General features: G+C 69.6%; 14 protein-coding genes. 10 read left to right on the top strand and 4 right to left on the bottom strand.

All coding sequences use genetic code 11. The annotated features are described in order from the left end of the window. The first annotated feature begins 63 nt into the window (after positions 1-63). Positions 64-726: a sugar nucleotide-binding protein gene (locus ACQ4L4_RS06290; protein WP_431103377.1), complete on the top strand. Its 663-nt coding sequence runs from the start codon at positions 64-66 to the stop codon at positions 724-726. Then, positions 675-1,136, top strand: a complete 462-nt coding sequence (locus ACQ4L4_RS06285) for a hypothetical protein (protein WP_431103376.1) — start codon at positions 675-677, stop codon at positions 1,134-1,136. The genes ACQ4L4_RS06290 and ACQ4L4_RS06285 overlap by 52 nt, the downstream gene beginning before the upstream one ends. Here the strand turns inward: ACQ4L4_RS06285 and ACQ4L4_RS06280 are convergent. Continuing rightward, positions 1,085-1,405: a DUF4011 domain-containing protein gene (locus ACQ4L4_RS06280; protein ID WP_431103375.1), complete on the bottom strand. Its 321-nt coding sequence runs from the start codon at positions 1,403-1,405 to the stop codon at positions 1,085-1,087. The genes ACQ4L4_RS06285 and ACQ4L4_RS06280 overlap by 52 nt on opposite strands. A 602-nt stretch (positions 1,406-2,007) precedes the next feature. On the opposite strand from ACQ4L4_RS06280, the gene gorA reads away from it, so the two are divergent. Next, complete coding sequence (gorA, locus tag ACQ4L4_RS06275) at positions 2,008-3,357, top strand: glutathione-disulfide reductase (protein WP_431103374.1); 1,350 nt, start codon at positions 2,008-2,010, stop codon at positions 3,355-3,357. A 172-nt stretch (positions 3,358-3,529) separates the two neighbouring features. Continuing rightward, a complete protein-coding gene (locus ACQ4L4_RS06270; protein WP_431103373.1) occupies positions 3,530-4,084 on the top strand; it encodes a tetratricopeptide repeat protein in 555 nt (184 codons plus the stop codon). Positions 4,085-4,191: 107 nt separating this feature from the next. Here ACQ4L4_RS06270 and ACQ4L4_RS06265 read toward each other — a convergent pair whose 3' ends face one another. Next, a complete protein-coding gene (locus tag ACQ4L4_RS06265; protein WP_431103372.1) occupies positions 4,192-5,085 on the bottom strand; it encodes an AraC family transcriptional regulator in 894 nt (297 codons plus the stop codon). Between the two features lie 102 nt (positions 5,086-5,187). Between ACQ4L4_RS06265 and ACQ4L4_RS06260 the strand changes: the two genes are divergently transcribed. Further along, a complete protein-coding gene (locus ACQ4L4_RS06260; RefSeq protein WP_431103371.1) occupies positions 5,188-5,931 on the top strand; it encodes an SDR family oxidoreductase in 744 nt (247 codons plus the stop codon). A gap of 11 nt (positions 5,932-5,942) precedes the next feature. Here the strand turns inward: ACQ4L4_RS06260 and ppk2 are convergent, their stop codons facing one another. After that, positions 5,943-6,866 carry a polyphosphate kinase 2 gene (ppk2, locus tag ACQ4L4_RS06255; protein ID WP_431103370.1) on the bottom strand — a complete coding sequence of 308 codons (924 nt, stop codon included), beginning with the start codon at positions 6,864-6,866 and terminating at the stop codon, positions 5,943-5,945. Positions 6,867-7,072: 206 nt separating this feature from the next. Here ppk2 and ACQ4L4_RS06250 point away from each other — a divergent pair, with 206 nt between their 5' ends. From ACQ4L4_RS06250 to ACQ4L4_RS06240, 3 genes are read left to right on the top strand one after another with little or no spacing between them, the layout of a single operon-like run. Continuing rightward, positions 7,073-7,543, top strand: coding sequence for a (2Fe-2S)-binding protein (locus ACQ4L4_RS06250; RefSeq protein WP_431103369.1), 471 nt, complete (start codon positions 7,073-7,075; stop codon positions 7,541-7,543). A 3-nt stretch (positions 7,544-7,546) separates the two neighbouring features. Continuing rightward, positions 7,547-9,736 carry a molybdopterin cofactor-binding domain-containing protein gene (locus tag ACQ4L4_RS06245; protein WP_431103368.1) on the top strand — a complete coding sequence of 730 codons (2,190 nt, stop codon included), beginning with the start codon at positions 7,547-7,549 and terminating at the stop codon, positions 9,734-9,736. Next, a complete protein-coding gene (locus tag ACQ4L4_RS06240) occupies positions 9,733-10,455 on the top strand; it encodes an Isoquinoline 1-oxidoreductase subunit (protein WP_431103367.1) in 723 nt (240 codons plus the stop codon). The genes ACQ4L4_RS06245 and ACQ4L4_RS06240 overlap by 4 nt, the downstream gene beginning before the upstream one ends. Here ACQ4L4_RS06240 and ACQ4L4_RS06235 read toward each other — a convergent pair. Then, the gene (locus ACQ4L4_RS06235) at positions 10,395-11,225 is read right to left on the bottom strand and encodes a LuxR C-terminal-related transcriptional regulator (RefSeq protein ID WP_431103366.1); all 831 of its coding nucleotides are present in this window, start codon (positions 11,223-11,225) and stop codon (positions 10,395-10,397) included. The genes ACQ4L4_RS06240 and ACQ4L4_RS06235 overlap by 61 nt on opposite strands. A gap of 142 nt (positions 11,226-11,367) precedes the next feature. On the opposite strand from ACQ4L4_RS06235, the gene ACQ4L4_RS06230 reads away from it, so the two are divergent. Continuing rightward, a complete protein-coding gene (locus ACQ4L4_RS06230; RefSeq protein ID WP_431103365.1) occupies positions 11,368-13,182 on the top strand; it encodes an FAD-dependent oxidoreductase in 1,815 nt (604 codons plus the stop codon). After that, positions 13,179-13,481: an antibiotic biosynthesis monooxygenase family protein gene (locus ACQ4L4_RS06225; RefSeq protein WP_431103364.1), complete on the top strand. Its 303-nt coding sequence runs from the start codon at positions 13,179-13,181 to the stop codon at positions 13,479-13,481. The genes ACQ4L4_RS06230 and ACQ4L4_RS06225 overlap by 4 nt, the downstream gene beginning before the upstream one ends. The last annotated feature ends 64 nt before the right edge of the window (positions 13,482-13,545 follow it).

The raw sequence follows: 13,545 nt of genomic DNA, 5'->3' as shown, positions 1-13,545 counted from the left end.
GCGCGCGAAGCCCCGGACGCGTGGCAGAGTCGGGGGATCAACAGCCAAAGATCGAGACTGGACATGAAGCTCCTCATCACCGGACTGAACGGCACCGTGGCTCCCTGGGTCGGCCGTGAAGCGGAAACGCGAGGCTGGGACGTGGTGGCTTGGGACCGCGGCGCCGTGGACCCTGCCGATGAGGCCGCCGCCCTGGCCTTCCTGCGCGCCGAGGCGCCGGATGCCATCGTCCACCTGGCGATGGGCGCCGAGTCGTGGGCCGCTCAGCTGGCAGGCTTCGCGCGGCTGCACGGGGTGCCCCTGGTCTTCGTGAGCACCGCGATGGTCTTTGACGCTTCGTCGGACGGACCTTATCGGCCCCGCGACCAGCGGACCGCAAAGGACGACTACGGGCAGTACAAGATTCGATGCGAGGACGCGGTGCTGACGGCTTATCCGTCGGCAACAGTGGCCCGCATCGGTTGGCAGATCGCGCCGGATGGTGTCGGCAACAACATGCTCCGTCACCTGGATGAGCAGCACGCCCGGGATGGGCGCATCCGCGCGAGTTCAGCGTGGCGTCCGGCGTGCTCGTTCATGTCCGACACCGCGGCGGCGCTCTGCGATCTCGTTCAGGAACCCAGCGGCAACTCATCGAGGACATGCTGGATGCGAAAGTTCGAGGCAATCGAGCCGTGGCCGACTATCTGGAGCGCCACGAGAAGGCGGGCTGGCCGTTCTTTGTGAAGAACCTGGAGAACGTCCAGGGCGATGAGCGTGACGTCATCTTCGTCTCGACGACTTTCGGTAGGCCTGGCCCGGACGCGGTCGTGCGCCAGCAGTTCGGCCCTATCAATCGAGCGGACGGATGGCGGCGGCTCAACGTGCTGTTCACTCGCTCGCGCAAGCGTCTTGACCTGTACACGTCCTTGCAGCCTGGCGATGTTCGACTCGATGAGAAGGCATCGCTCGGGAAGAAGGCGCTGCAGGACTACTTGACGTTCGCGAGTACCGGCCGGCTCTCCGGTATTGGTGCAACGTCGTCCGGTCGAGAGGCGGACAGCGATTTCGAGGTGGCGGTTGGCGATGCTCTGCGCTTGAGAGGCTACGAGACCGAGCCGCAGGTAGGTGTCGCGGGCTTCCTGCCATTGTCGTAACGCTCAGTCGGAGGGTCCGGCACGTACGCAAGAACCACCGACCGGCCTTCCTCTAGCCGGTCGTAAACCAGGTCAAGGTCTGGGCTGCCGGTGAACTGGAACGAGCGCCCCTTCGGGCTCTTGTAGTTGAGCAGCTTGTTGCGCAGCGTCAGGTCGAGAAGCCTGTTCCTCAGCTTTTCAAGCGCCTGTTGAACCCCCAATTTCCCGCCAAACACGTCGCCGGCAAGCTTGCTCGCGTCGTCCGCGCGGTAGGGATTTCCCTCATCCATGTCACGACTCCCTTGGTACCGATGGTCGTGCGTGGACCATCGCCGTCTTTTCGGTAGCGTAACAATGAATTTCCCCGAAAGAGCCCACTCAAACGAGGAGGGGAATTCGGGTCGCACTCGCAAGACCAGGGCAGCTGTCCGGGCATTTCGCTGTACTCGGGAGATTGGACCGCCTCACCGCTAAACCAGGCCGAACTTCTTGTACTTCTTCCCGCAACTGCTGGGACAGACGTCGTAACGGAACATGTTCCCGGTGCAAGCGCTGGCGTGGACTGAAGGACTTGCACGTCGAATTGGCGTCATGACTTGAGAAGTACCAATGAGGGAAGCGCCCAAAGTTCTCCATCTCAATTGGGAAAGCGTGGATTGATCGAACTCAATACGAATGACTCACATACATCGCTCTTCACTTCCCACGCCGCGCGCTGTTGCCACGCTGGATGCGTCGGCGCGCAGTGCTGAGCATCAGCTGATGTCCAGCCACGCGCGCTCTGCATCAACAATTGTTCCGACCCGCACAATGCCCTGTTCCCGGCCCGGCGTTGATGGGCGGAGCGTGCCTCGGTACTCTCTCGTCAACAACGTACAGGCAGTAAAAGAATATGCAGCAGTTCGACTTTGATCTCTTCGTGATCGGCGCAGGCTCCGGTGGCGCACGCGCGGCCCGGGTCGCCGCAAAGCACGGCGCGCGCGTGGGCATCGCCGAGGGCGCCAATTTCGGCGGCACCTGCGTCAACCGCGGCTGCGTCCCCAAGAAGCTGATGGTCTACTCGAGCCGTTTCCCCGATGCGTTCAAGGCCGGCAAGGCCTTCGGATGGGACGCGCCGGAGGCCCGCTTCGACTGGCACGCGTTGATGAACAACAAGGACACCGAAATCGACCGCCTGGAGAGCGTCTACGAGCGCAACCTCCACGGGGTGGGCGTGCAGACCTTCTCCGAACATGCCACGCTGCTGGACGCCCACACCGTGCGGCTGCGCAGCAGCGGAAACGTCGTGACGGCCCAGCGCATCCTCGTCGCCACCGGCGCGGCCCCTGACCGCCCCAGCTTCCCCGGCGTCGAACTGGCGATCACGTCGGACGATCTCTTCCATCTGAACGAGCAGCCGCGGCGCCTACTGATCGTCGGAGGCGGCTACATCGCCGTCGAGTTCGCCGGCGTCTTCGCCGGTCTGGGCCGCCAGGTGACCCAGCTCGTGCGGGGCCCGGCGCTGCTTCGCGGCTTCGACGGCGAGATCGCCGAGACACTGCGCGAGCATCTGTCCATGCGCGGCGTCGACCTGGTCTTCGATGACCGCATCGAAGTGCTGCGGCGGGACGGCTCTGCCCTGCGCGTCGCCACGACCGGCGGTCGCTCCTTCGAGGTGGATGCCGTCCTGCTCAGCACCGGCCGCCGCCCGAACATCGAAGGCCTGGGGCTCGAGGCGGCCGGCGTCGAGGTCAACGACAAAGGCGCCATCGTGGTCGGCCCCGGCGGCAGCACGACCGTCGCATCGATCTTCGCCATCGGTGACGTCACCGATCGTCTGAACCTGACGCCGGTGGCCATCCGCGAGGGCCAGGCGTTTGCGGACCGCCACTACGGCCACATCGAGGTGCCGGAGATCGACTACGCGCTGGTCCCGACCGCGGTCTTCACCACGCCGGAGATCGGCGTTGTGGGCCTGACCGAAGCGCAGGCGCGCGAACGCTTTCCCGGCCTGCGCGTGCTGAAGACCCGGTTCCGCTCGATGGCGCAGGCCTTCGCCGGCTCCCGGGATCAGGTCTTCTTCAAGGTGCTCGTCGATGACGAGACGGACCGCGTGGTCGGCGTGCACCTGCTCGGCGAAGGGGTCGCGGAGATGATCCAGTTCATCGCGGTCGCCTTGAAGGCGAACGCGACCTGGCAGGACTTCCGCAGCACGGTCGCCCTGCATCCGACCATCGCCGAAGAGCTCGTCACGCTCAGGTGAGATCGGCGAGGCGGTTCGCCCCCGCCTCGCGTCTCTCGCCTCCTCGCCTCCTCGCCTCGCGCGGACCATGCACGGGGCCCTTCCGCTTGTCCTACACGCACTCGCACCGCTCTCCGGCAGAGGCAAGTCCCGACCCCCGGCACCATTCACGGCAACTCACCAGAGCACTGCCATGACCACCAACCCGCCGATCTCCGCCGCCGACATCCTCCTGGCCCACATCACGTCCGCGCGCCGCGCCGTGCGTGTCGAAGACGTCGAGCTGCACAGCTCGGCGCGCCGCCTGAGCAACGCCGCGCTGGACGCGCTGGTCGAGCTCGCGGCGCTGACCGAGACGACCGACGAAGCCGCCGCCGAGGCAGGCTATCGCCAGGCCATCGCCAACGATCCCTGCCACATCGAGGCCTTCGCGCAGCTGACCTCGCTGCTCAGCCGCCAGGGCCGTCATGACGACGCGCTGGAGCTGATCGACCAGGCCGTCGGCTGGTGCAGCGACATCGCGTCGCTGTACTTCTTCGCCGGCAAGGTCCAGGAGAGCGCCGGCCGCCTGACGCAGGCCATCGCCGCCTTCGAGCAGGCGCTGGACCTGAACCCGGCGCTGGCCGAAGCGCATTACCGCCTGGGCTCGCTGTGCGAGCAGCTCGGCGAGCCGCGCGCCTCCGCCGCCCACTTCCGCGTCTATCGCCGCCTCGTGGACGAGAACCAGTCCAACCTGCGTCTGAGCTGAGGGCCCTCGCGCCGCTTCAGCGGCGACGCGCCCCCTCTGCCGCCACTGCTGGACTCGACGTGTCTGCTGGCGCGAACCGCGCTCACGCACGCTGTGTTCCGCGCGGCTCAGCCGCGCGCATGACGACTCGGCGCCATGCCCACGTGCCGGCTGAACGCCGTGCTGAAGGTGCTCGTCGAGCCGTAACCGACGCGCTCCGCCACTTCCGAGACCGGCACCTTGCCCGCCCGCAGCAGCTCCTTGGCGATCTCCATGCGCCAGGCCAGCAGGTATTCCATCGGCGCCACGCCGACCGTGCGCGTGAAGCGCTCGTAGAACGCGGACCGCGACAGCGCCGCGAGTTTCGCCAGTTGCGCCACCGTCCACGGGCGCTCGACCCGGGCGTGCATCTGCTGCAGCGCCTTCGCGAGCCGCTCGTCGGCGAGCCCGCGCAGCAGGCCCGCCGGGGCGTCCGTGGTGGAACTCGCCCGCATCGCCTCAACCAGCATGGCGTCGACCAGGCGCGACATCATGAATTCGCCGCCGGGCTTGGGCGCCATCGCCTCCTCGCTGACCAGTTGCACGAGCAGCGCCAGTCGGGATGAGCCTCGCACGTGCACCACGCGCGGCAGCAACGCCACCAGCAGGCCTGGATCGGCACAGTCGAACGCGAACGCGCCGCCGAGCGAGCGCATGTCCGCCGGACCGCGGCGCTCGCCGTAGCGCAACTCGCCGCGCGTCTTCGCGGCTTCCCGCGGATCCATCGGCATCACCGGCACCGCGTCCACGCTCGACAGCGTGAAGGCCGGCGTCGTCGGCAGCAGGACGAAGTCGCCGGCCTGCAGCGTCACCGCGTCATGGCCATCGACCGCCAATCGGCTGTGCCCTTCCAGCACGATGCAGAAGCTCGGCTGGCCGTACTCGGTGTACCGCACCGCCCAGCCGCCCTTGCCGCTGATCAGGTTGGCCATGACCGCGCGCGGGCGCAGCAGGCGCACGACATCGGAAAGCGGATCGCTCATGTCCGGACGTTGGCCAAAGAAATGCGGACGATACACCCTCGTTCGTCCGGCGCAGGATCTCTATCGTGGCTCCCTGTTCCCACCCACCCATGGAGATTCCCGATGAAGACCGTCCTGATCACCGGCTGCTCGTCCGGCTACGGCCTCGCCACCGCCCGCCACTTCCACGCCCAGGGCTGGCAGGTCATCGCCACCATGCGCACCCCGCGCGACATCGATATCCCGCCCTCCTCCCGCTTCCGGGTCGTGGCGCTGGACGTCACCCGGCCGGAGAGCATCGCCCGCGCGCTCGAGGACATCGGGACCATCGATGTGCTGGTGAACAACGCCGGCATCGGCCTGTTCGGCGCCTTCGAAGCGACGCCGATGACCACCGTGCGCGACGTCTTCGAGACCAACACCTTCGGGACCCTGGCGATGTGCCAGGCGGTGATCCCCCGCCTGCGCGAGCAGCGCTCGGGCACCATCGTCAACGTGACGTCCAGCGCGACGCTGGCGCCCTTCCCGCTCGTGGCGGCCTACACGGCCAGCAAGACGGCGATCGAGGGGTTCAGCGCCTCGCTGGCGCTGGAGCTGCGCGACTTCGACGTGCGCGTGCGCCTCGTCGAACCCGGCTACGGCCCGGGCACGAACTTCTCGGCGAACGCCGGCGAGCGCATCCAGGGCCTGATCACGCCGCCCTACGCGGCCTACGCGCAGCGCATCTTTGCGGAGTTCGTCGGCGCCTCGCTCACGACGGCGCCGGAAGACGTCGCCGAGGCCGTCTGGCTGGCCGCCAACGACACGACGGACCGCCTGCATCGCGCCGCCGGGCCCGATGCGGTGGCGCTCGCCGAGCGCCGTTGATCGGGGCCTGCTCAGTACTTCGCCGGCACGAACATCGACTCCGGCACCGGATGCCGCATGTAGTCGTCGTGCCGCTCGCGATCCGGCAGGCGGATCTCGGTGCGCTCGACCTCGTGGTACGGGAACTGGTCCAGCAGATGCTGGATGCAGTTCAGCCGCGCGCGCTTCTTGTCGTCGGCCGCCACCACCCACCACGGGGCCTCGGGGATGTGCGTGCGGTCGAGCATCACTTCCTTGGCGCGCGTGTAGTCCTCCCAGCGGCGGCGCGACTCGAGGTCCATGGGCGACAGCTTCCACTGCTTGAGCGGATCGTGGATGCGGCCCAGGAAGCGCAGGTGCTGCTCCTCGTCGCTGATGGAGAACCAGTACTTGATCAGCGTGATGCCGGAGCGCACCAGCATGCGCTCGAACTCGGGCACCGAGCGGAAGAACTCCTCGACGTCGTCCTCGCCGCAGAAGCCCATCACCCGCTCGACGCCGGCGCGGTTGTACCAGCTGCGGTCGAAGAGCACGATCTCGCCGGCGGCCGGCAGATGCGGCACGTAGCGCTGGAAGTACCATTGCGTTCGCTCGCGGTCGTTGGGCGCGGGCAGCGCCACCACGCGGCACACGCGCGGGTTGAGCCGCTGCGTGATGCGCTTGATCGCCCCGCCCTTGCCCGCGGCGTCGCGGCCCTCGAAGAGGATCACGACCTTCTGCCGCGTGTGGTGCACCCAGTCCTGCAGCTTCACCAGCTCGCGCTGCAGGCGGAACAGGTGCTTGAAGTAGGCGATGCGCTCGCCGTGCGCGCTGTCGGAATCGCTCTCGTCCAGCGCGCGCAGCGCCTCGTCGACGTGGCGGTCCTCGATCTCCAGCTCCAGTTCCTCGTCGTAGCCGTCCTGCAGGTCGCGGCGGATGCGTTCGACGAGATCGTCGCGGTCGGATGCTGAGCTCATGGTCGGCGGGGACGGAATGGTGGAAGCCTCGATCATCCGCCAGCGCGGTGACGGCGGCGTGACGATGCCCCGGCCGACCGATCCGGCCTCATCCCGAGGGATGAGGCGCGTCTCCCCGCCCCGAACGAGCCGGCATGCATCCCCCGTGCTGACGACACCGCCCCGCCGTCGCCGGACAGTGGGTCTTCCACAGGAGGATCCCGCTCATGGCCTACCAGCTCAAGATCAACGGCAAGCAACGGAGCGTCGATGTCGACGGCGACACCCCGCTGCTCTGGGTGCTGCGCGACGTCGTCGGCCTGACCGGCACCAAGTTCGGGTGCGGCATGGCGATGTGCGGCGCCTGCACCGTGCACCTCGACGGCAATCCCGTCCGTTCCTGCTCCTTCCCCGTCGAGGGCGTCGGCAAGCAGGCCATCACCACGATCGAGGCCATCGGCCAGACCCCCGTCGGCAAGAGAATCCAGGCCGTCTGGGTCGACAAGGACGTGCCGCAGTGCGGCTATTGCCAGTCGGGCCAGATCATGTCGGCCTGCGCGCTGCTCAAGCAGAACCCGCGCCCCACCGAGGCCGACATCGACGCCGCGATGTCGGGCAACCTGTGCCGCTGCGGCACCTACCCGCGCATCAAGTCCGCCATCCTGATGGCGGCCGCCGGTGCGCCGGCCAAGGGGTGAGCCATGGAACGCCGTGATTTCCTCAAGATCGGCGCCGGCACGGGCGGCGCCTTCGTCGCCTCGTTCTGCCTGCCGCTTCGCGCGGACGCCGCCAGTGCCGCCAGTGCCGCAAAGGCCGCAAAGGGCGCAAAAGGCGCGACCGCGGCCTCCGCGGCTGCCTCCTTCGAGCCCAACGTCTACATCCGCATCGCGCCGTCCGGCAAGGTCACCTATGTGATCCCCTTCGTCGAGATGGGCCAGGGCTCCTTCACCGCCATCCCGATGATGCTGGCCGAGGAGATGGACGTCCCGCTGTCGACCGTCACCATCGAGCAGGCCCCGGCCGACGAGAAGCGCTACGCCAACCCGGTCTTCGGCATGCAGATCACGGGCGGATCGGCCTCGATGATCGCGGCGTGGAAGGCCGTGCGCACCGCCGGCGCGACCTGCCGCGCGATGCTGGTCAACGCCGCCGCCGACACCTGGCAATGCACGGCGCAGGAATGCGTCACGCGGGACGGCAAGGTCGTGCAGGCGGCCACCGGCAAGCAGCTGGCGTACGGCGCGCTCGTGGCCAAGGCCGCCGGGATGCCCGTGCCCAAGGACGTGCCGCCGAAGGACCCGAAGGCCTACCAGCTCGTCGGCACGCCGGCCAAGCGGCTGGACACGAGGAGCAAGACCAACGGCAGCGCCCAGTTCGGCATCGACACGCGCCTGCCCGGCATGAAGGTCGCCGCGATCACGCACTGCCCGGTGGTCGGCGGCAAGGTGCGCCGCGTCGACGACAGCAAGGCGCTGGCCGTGCGCGGCGTGCGTCGGGTGCTGGTCGCGGACGACATCGTCGGCGTGGTCGCGGACCACTACGGCGCCGCGCGCAAGGGCCTCGCCGCGCTGGTCATCGATTGGGACGAGGGGCCGAATGCGGGCTTCTCGACCACGGCCTGGAAGACCTCGGTGCGCGACGCGCTCAAGCGCAAGGGCATCGTGTCCAAGCAGGAGGGCGACTTCGCCGCGGCCAAGGCCGCGCCGGGCACCCGGCTCGTCGAGGTAGAGTACGACGCGCCGACGATGGTCCACGCGCCGCTGGAGCCGATGAACTGCACCCTGCACTTCCACGACGGCGCCTGCGACGTGTGGCTCGGCACGCAGGCGCCGGTGAAGGCGCAGCAGGCGATCGCCGCGGTCAGCAGCGTGCCGGTCGAGAAGATCCAGGTCCACAACTTCCTGATCGGCGGCGGCTTCGGACGCCGGCTCGACGCCGAGTACGTCGGCCAGGCCGCGAAGCTCGCCCGGCAGGTCGACTTCCCGCTCAAGGTGATCTACAGCCGCGAGGAGGACATCCGCCATGGCAGCTTCCGCCCGCTCTACTGCGACGAGATGGCCGCGACGCTCGACAGCGCCGGCAGGATCACGGCGATCTCGCACCGCCTGTCCGGCTCGTCGATCGTGGCTCGCTACGCGCCGCAATGGCTGCAGCCCGGCGTCGCCGATCCCGACGCCGTCGAGGCCGCCGAGACGCCTTATTCGATCCCCGCGAAGATCGTCGAGTACGTCCCGGTCGAGCCGCCGTCCGGCTACATGACCGCGTTCTGGCGCGGCGTCGGCCCCAACCACAACGCCTGGGCCGTCGAGGGTTTCATGGACGAGCTCGCCGTCACGGCCAAGGCCGATCCGGTGGCCTTCCGCCTGGCCCACCTGAACGACAACCCGCGGCTCAAGGCGGTGCTGGAGACCGCCGCGGCGAAGTCCGGCTGGGGCACGCCGCTGCCGGCGCGTACCGGCCGGGGCGTGGCGGTGCTCAACGCCTGGGGCAGCCACATCGCGATGGTGATGGAGCTCAGCGTCACGCCCGACGGCGCGGTGATGCTGCGACGCCTGACCACGGCGCTGGACTGCGGCATCGCCGTCAACCCGGACAGCGTCGTCGCGCAGATGGAAGGCGGTCACATCTTCGGCCTGACGGCGGTGATGCTGGGCAAACTCACCATCGACAAGGGCCGCGTGGAACAGAGCAACTTCCACGACTTCCCGCTGATGCGCATCGACCAGACGCCGCGGATCGACGTCCACCTGGTCCGCAGCGGCGCGGAGCCCGGCGGCGTCGGCGAGATCGGCACCGCGATCATCGCGCCGGCCTACGTCAACGCGCTGTACGCCGCGACCGGCAAGCGCTTCCGCAGCTATCCCGTCGCCGTCGAGGAGCTGAAGGCATGAACCATCCGATCTCCCCCTCCACCGGTCGTCCGGGCTCGGCGATCACCCGGACGCACCCCTTGGCGCCCACCTTGGCGGCCATCGCAACGGCGATGCGCGGCGCGCTGGTGGTGCTGGCGGCGTCCGCCGGACTCGCCGCCACCGCGCAGGCCCAGGACGCCCGCCCCGCCGCCGCGTCGGCCGCGGTCGCCCCGCTGCGCACCGTGCAGAGCTTCGACGCGATCGCCGATCCGAAGGAGCGCTCGCGGGCGATCTTCGTCGAGGCCGGCCGCGTCATCCAGAGCCCGCGCTGCGTGAACTGCCACCCCTCCGGCGACCGGCCGCTGCAGGGTCAGGGCGTGCAGACGCGGCTGCACATCCCCAACGTCACGCGGGGCGCCGACGGCAAGGGCGTGCCGGCGCTGCGCTGCTCGAGCTGCCATCAGGCGAAGAACAACGACGCGTCCGGCGTGCCGGGTCATGCGATGTGGCACGTCGCGCCGCGCGAGATGGCCTGGCAGAACCTGTCGCTCGGCGAGATCTGCGAGCAGATCAAGGATCCCGCGCGCAACGGCAAGCGCACGCTGGCACAGATCCACGAGCACATGGCGCACGACACGCTGGTGGGCTGGGCGTGGATGCCCGGCGCGCAGCGCGAGCCGGCGCCGGGGACGCAGGCTCAGTTCGGGGAACTGGTCGACGCCTGGATCAAGACCGGCGCCTTCTGCCCGGCGAAGTGACCGGCGCGCGCGGCCTCCGCGAAGGCGGTCCGCGCCGTCTGGGCTGCCGTCTGTGCCGCCGCCCGGTTCGTCGCCGTCCGGGCCGTCGGATCCGCCTGGGCCAGCAGCGCCGACTCCTGAGGCGGTCGGGCGGTCAGCCCGCTGCGGGCGGCGATCGCGACGGCCTCGGTGCGCGCGCCCGCGCCGACCTTGCTGAGGATCGCGCGCACATGCGTCTTGACCGTGGCGCCGGTGATGCCCAGCCGCTGCGAGATGTCCTTGTTCGACGCGCCGGTGGACATCGCGACCAGCACGTCCATCTCGCGCTTGGTGAGCCGGTCCTGGGTCAGGCTGCGCGCGAGCTTGGGCGCCAGTTCGACGGACACGAACTGCACGCCGAGCATCACCGCGTCGACCGCCTCGACCAGTTGCTCGGGGCGGCATCGCTGCAGCAGGTAGCCGTGCACGCCGGCCTCCATCGCGGCGCGGACGTCCCACTCGCGGTCCATCGCGGTCAGGACGAGGATGCGGGGACATCGGCCGCCGGGATGCCCGCCGGGCCGCCGCGCCGCCTGGCGCGCGGTCAGGGCCAGCGCCAGCGCGCTGGTGTAGTCGGCGATGAGGACGTCGCATCGTTCGGGCGACTCGCCCGACACGATCCGCACCGCGTGCGACAGGCTGCAGATCGAGGCCGCCAGGTCGGCGCGGCGGCTCAGCACCGCCGCGCATCCCGCGCAGGTCAGGGCTTCCTCGTGGACGATCTGGACGAAGGTCGGTCCAAGATGGGACATGGTCGCGCACCTCGTTGTGCTGGGCGGGGGACCCCCGGTGCTCGAAGGCCGCTCCGCGAGACTCCCCCACTGTGGGGGCCACTGTAGACCCGCGATCAGCGGTACCGCAACCATCCCGAACACCCGACGCAGGGGACACGCCATGAACGCAGAAGCCTCGCACCACTCGCTGGAAACCCGCCGCCATCAGATGTATCCGCGGCTGAGCGCCTGCGACATGGCGCGCATGCAACGCTTCGGCACGCCGCTGACCTTCCAGCCCGGCCAGACGCTGCTCAGCGCGGGCAAGCCCGGCCCGGGGCTCTACCTGATCCTCGCCGGCACGGTGGACGTGTGCCATCGCGACGGCATGGGCAACACCACGCCGCTGGTGCAGCACACGCGGGGCAACTTCTCGGGCGAGCTGGCGGCGATGTCGGGCAAGCCGTCGCTGGTCGACGCGATCGCGGTGGACACGGTCGAGACGCTGCTGCTGCCGCCGAGCCAGCTGCGCGCGCTGATCATCGCGGAGGCCGACCTCGGCGAGCGCCTGGTGCGGGCGATGATCCTGCGCCGCGTGGGCCTGATCGAATCGGGGGCGAGCGGGCCGGTGCTGATCGGCCGCCCCAACTCGGCCGCGCTGCTGCGGCTGCAGAGCTTCCTGCACAGCAACGGCGAGCCGTACCGCGTGGTCGACGTCGCGCAGGACGCGGCGGCCGCCGCCTTGATCGAGGAATACGGCGCCGCGCCGGGCGACGTGGTCGCCGTCTGCCCGGACGGCGCGGTGCTGGTGAATCCGCCCGAGGCGACGCTGGCGCGCTGCATCGGCATGGTGGACACGACGCCGCGCGAGGAGCTCTTCGACGTCGCCATCGCCGGCGCCGGTCCCGCGGGGCTGGCGACGGCGGTGTACGCCGCGTCGGAGGGGTTGCGCGTGGTGGTGCTCGACCGCCGCGCCTATGGCGGCCAGGCGGGCAACAGCGCGCGGATCGAGAACTACCTCGGCTTCCCGACCGGCATCTCGGGCGGCGCGCTGACCGGTCGCGCCTGCGTGCAGGCCGAGAAGTTCGGCGCCGAGCTGCTGATTCCCACCGAGGTCGAATCGCTGGACTGCGCCCGCGAAGGGCCGGAGGGCGAGCTGCTCATCGCCCTGACCGACGGCCGCAAGCTGCGCGCGCGCACGGCGGTCATCGCCAGCGGTGCCCGCTATCGCCGGCTGGCGGTGCCGCGCCTGAACGACTTCGAGGGCCGCGGCATCTGGTACTGGGCCTCGGCGCTGGAGGCGCCGCTGTGCGTGGGCAGCGAGGTGGTGCTGGTCGGCGGCGGCAACTCGGCGGGACAGGCGGCGGTCTTCCTGTCCGAACACGCCTCGCGCGTGCACGTGCTGGTGCGGGGGCCAGGTCTTGCCGACAGCATGTCGCGCTACCTGATCGACCGCATCGAGGCGACCTCCAACATCGCGCTGCGCCCCTACACGGAGATCACCGAGCTGCACGGCGATCCGCTGCGCGGGCTGGAGGCGGTGACCTGGCGCTGCGCCCGCACGGGCACCGAGTCGCGCCAGGACACGCGCAACGTCTTCCTGTTCGTCGGCGCCGAGCCCGAGACGGATTGGCTGGCGGGCTGCCCGGTGCTGTCCGACGCCAAGGGCTTCGTGCTGACCGGGGCGGACGTGAAGCGGGCGATGAGGCGCGCGCGCGCAGCGGCGGGATCGGCGGCGGGATCGGTGGCGGGATCGGTGCCGGATTCGTCAGCGAGTTCAACGACGGGTGCCAAGGCCGAGTCAGTGCCGGACTGGGACTCGGATTCCGAGACGGAGCCCGCGGCGCTGGAGTCGAGCGTCCCCGGCGTGTTCGCGGTGGGCGATGTGCGCTCCGGCTCGGTGAAGCGGGTGGGCGGCGCGATCGGCGAAGGGGCGGCGGTCGTCGCACAGATTCATCAATGTCTGGCGAGAATGCGACCCCGGAGGTCCCCATGATCCTTGAAGTCGCCCCGCTCCCCGTCCGCGCCGGCCACGAGGCCGCGTTCGAAGCCGCGTTCCTGCAGGCGCAGGCCATCCTCTCCGCCATGCCCGGCTACCTGGGGCACGAGCTCCAGCGCTGCGTGGAGCGGCCCGGCGAGTACCTCCTGCTCGTGCGCTGGCGCACGCTCGAGGACCACGAGGTCGGCTTCCGCAAGTCGCCGCAGTACCAGGACTGGCGCGCGCTGCTGCACCACTTCTACGACCCGTTCCCGGTGGTGTCGCACTACGAGTCGGTGGCCGGCGCGGCGGGATGAGCGCTTGCCAGACTTCATCGGCGCGGCCCCGCGCAGTCCGTAAACTCCCGTCCCTGCCCCGTCC

Origin of the sequence: Roseateles noduli (genome assembly GCF_050626985.1) — a bacterium.
GTDB classification, from domain to species: Bacteria; Pseudomonadota; Gammaproteobacteria; order Burkholderiales; family Burkholderiaceae_C; genus Roseateles; species Roseateles noduli_A.
The sequence above is the reverse complement of the archived record's forward strand: the minus strand, read 5'-3'. Positions and strand labels throughout refer to the sequence as shown.

Excerpts from the sequence above, each read along its gene's own strand:
- ACQ4L4_RS06270 (WP_431103373.1), top strand. The coding sequence starts at position 3,530 with ATGACCACCAACCCGCCGATCTCCGCCGCCGACATCCTCCTGGCCCAC.
- ACQ4L4_RS06245 (WP_431103368.1), top strand. The coding sequence starts at position 7,547 with ATGGAACGCCGTGATTTCCTCAAGATCGGCGCCGGCACGGGCGGCGCC.
- ACQ4L4_RS06230 (WP_431103365.1), top strand. The coding sequence starts at position 11,368 with ATGAACGCAGAAGCCTCGCACCACTCGCTGGAAACCCGCCGCCATCAG.
- ACQ4L4_RS06225 (WP_431103364.1), top strand. The coding sequence starts at position 13,179 with ATGATCCTTGAAGTCGCCCCGCTCCCCGTCCGCGCCGGCCACGAGGCC.
- ACQ4L4_RS06235 (WP_431103366.1), bottom strand. The coding sequence starts at position 11,225 with ATGTCCCATCTTGGACCGACCTTCGTCCAGATCGTCCACGAGGAAGCC.
- ACQ4L4_RS06290 (WP_431103377.1), top strand. The coding sequence starts at position 64 with ATGAAGCTCCTCATCACCGGACTGAACGGCACCGTGGCTCCCTGGGTC.
- ACQ4L4_RS06250 (WP_431103369.1), top strand. The coding sequence starts at position 7,073 with ATGGCCTACCAGCTCAAGATCAACGGCAAGCAACGGAGCGTCGATGTC.
- ACQ4L4_RS06280 (WP_431103375.1), bottom strand. The coding sequence starts at position 1,405 with ATGGATGAGGGAAATCCCTACCGCGCGGACGACGCGAGCAAGCTTGCC.
- ppk2 (WP_431103370.1), bottom strand. The coding sequence starts at position 6,866 with ATGAGCTCAGCATCCGACCGCGACGATCTCGTCGAACGCATCCGCCGC.
- gorA (WP_431103374.1), top strand. The coding sequence starts at position 2,008 with ATGCAGCAGTTCGACTTTGATCTCTTCGTGATCGGCGCAGGCTCCGGT.
- ACQ4L4_RS06265 (WP_431103372.1), bottom strand. The coding sequence starts at position 5,085 with ATGAGCGATCCGCTTTCCGATGTCGTGCGCCTGCTGCGCCCGCGCGCG.
- ACQ4L4_RS06260 (WP_431103371.1), top strand. The coding sequence starts at position 5,188 with ATGAAGACCGTCCTGATCACCGGCTGCTCGTCCGGCTACGGCCTCGCC.
- ACQ4L4_RS06240 (WP_431103367.1), top strand. The coding sequence starts at position 9,733 with ATGAACCATCCGATCTCCCCCTCCACCGGTCGTCCGGGCTCGGCGATC.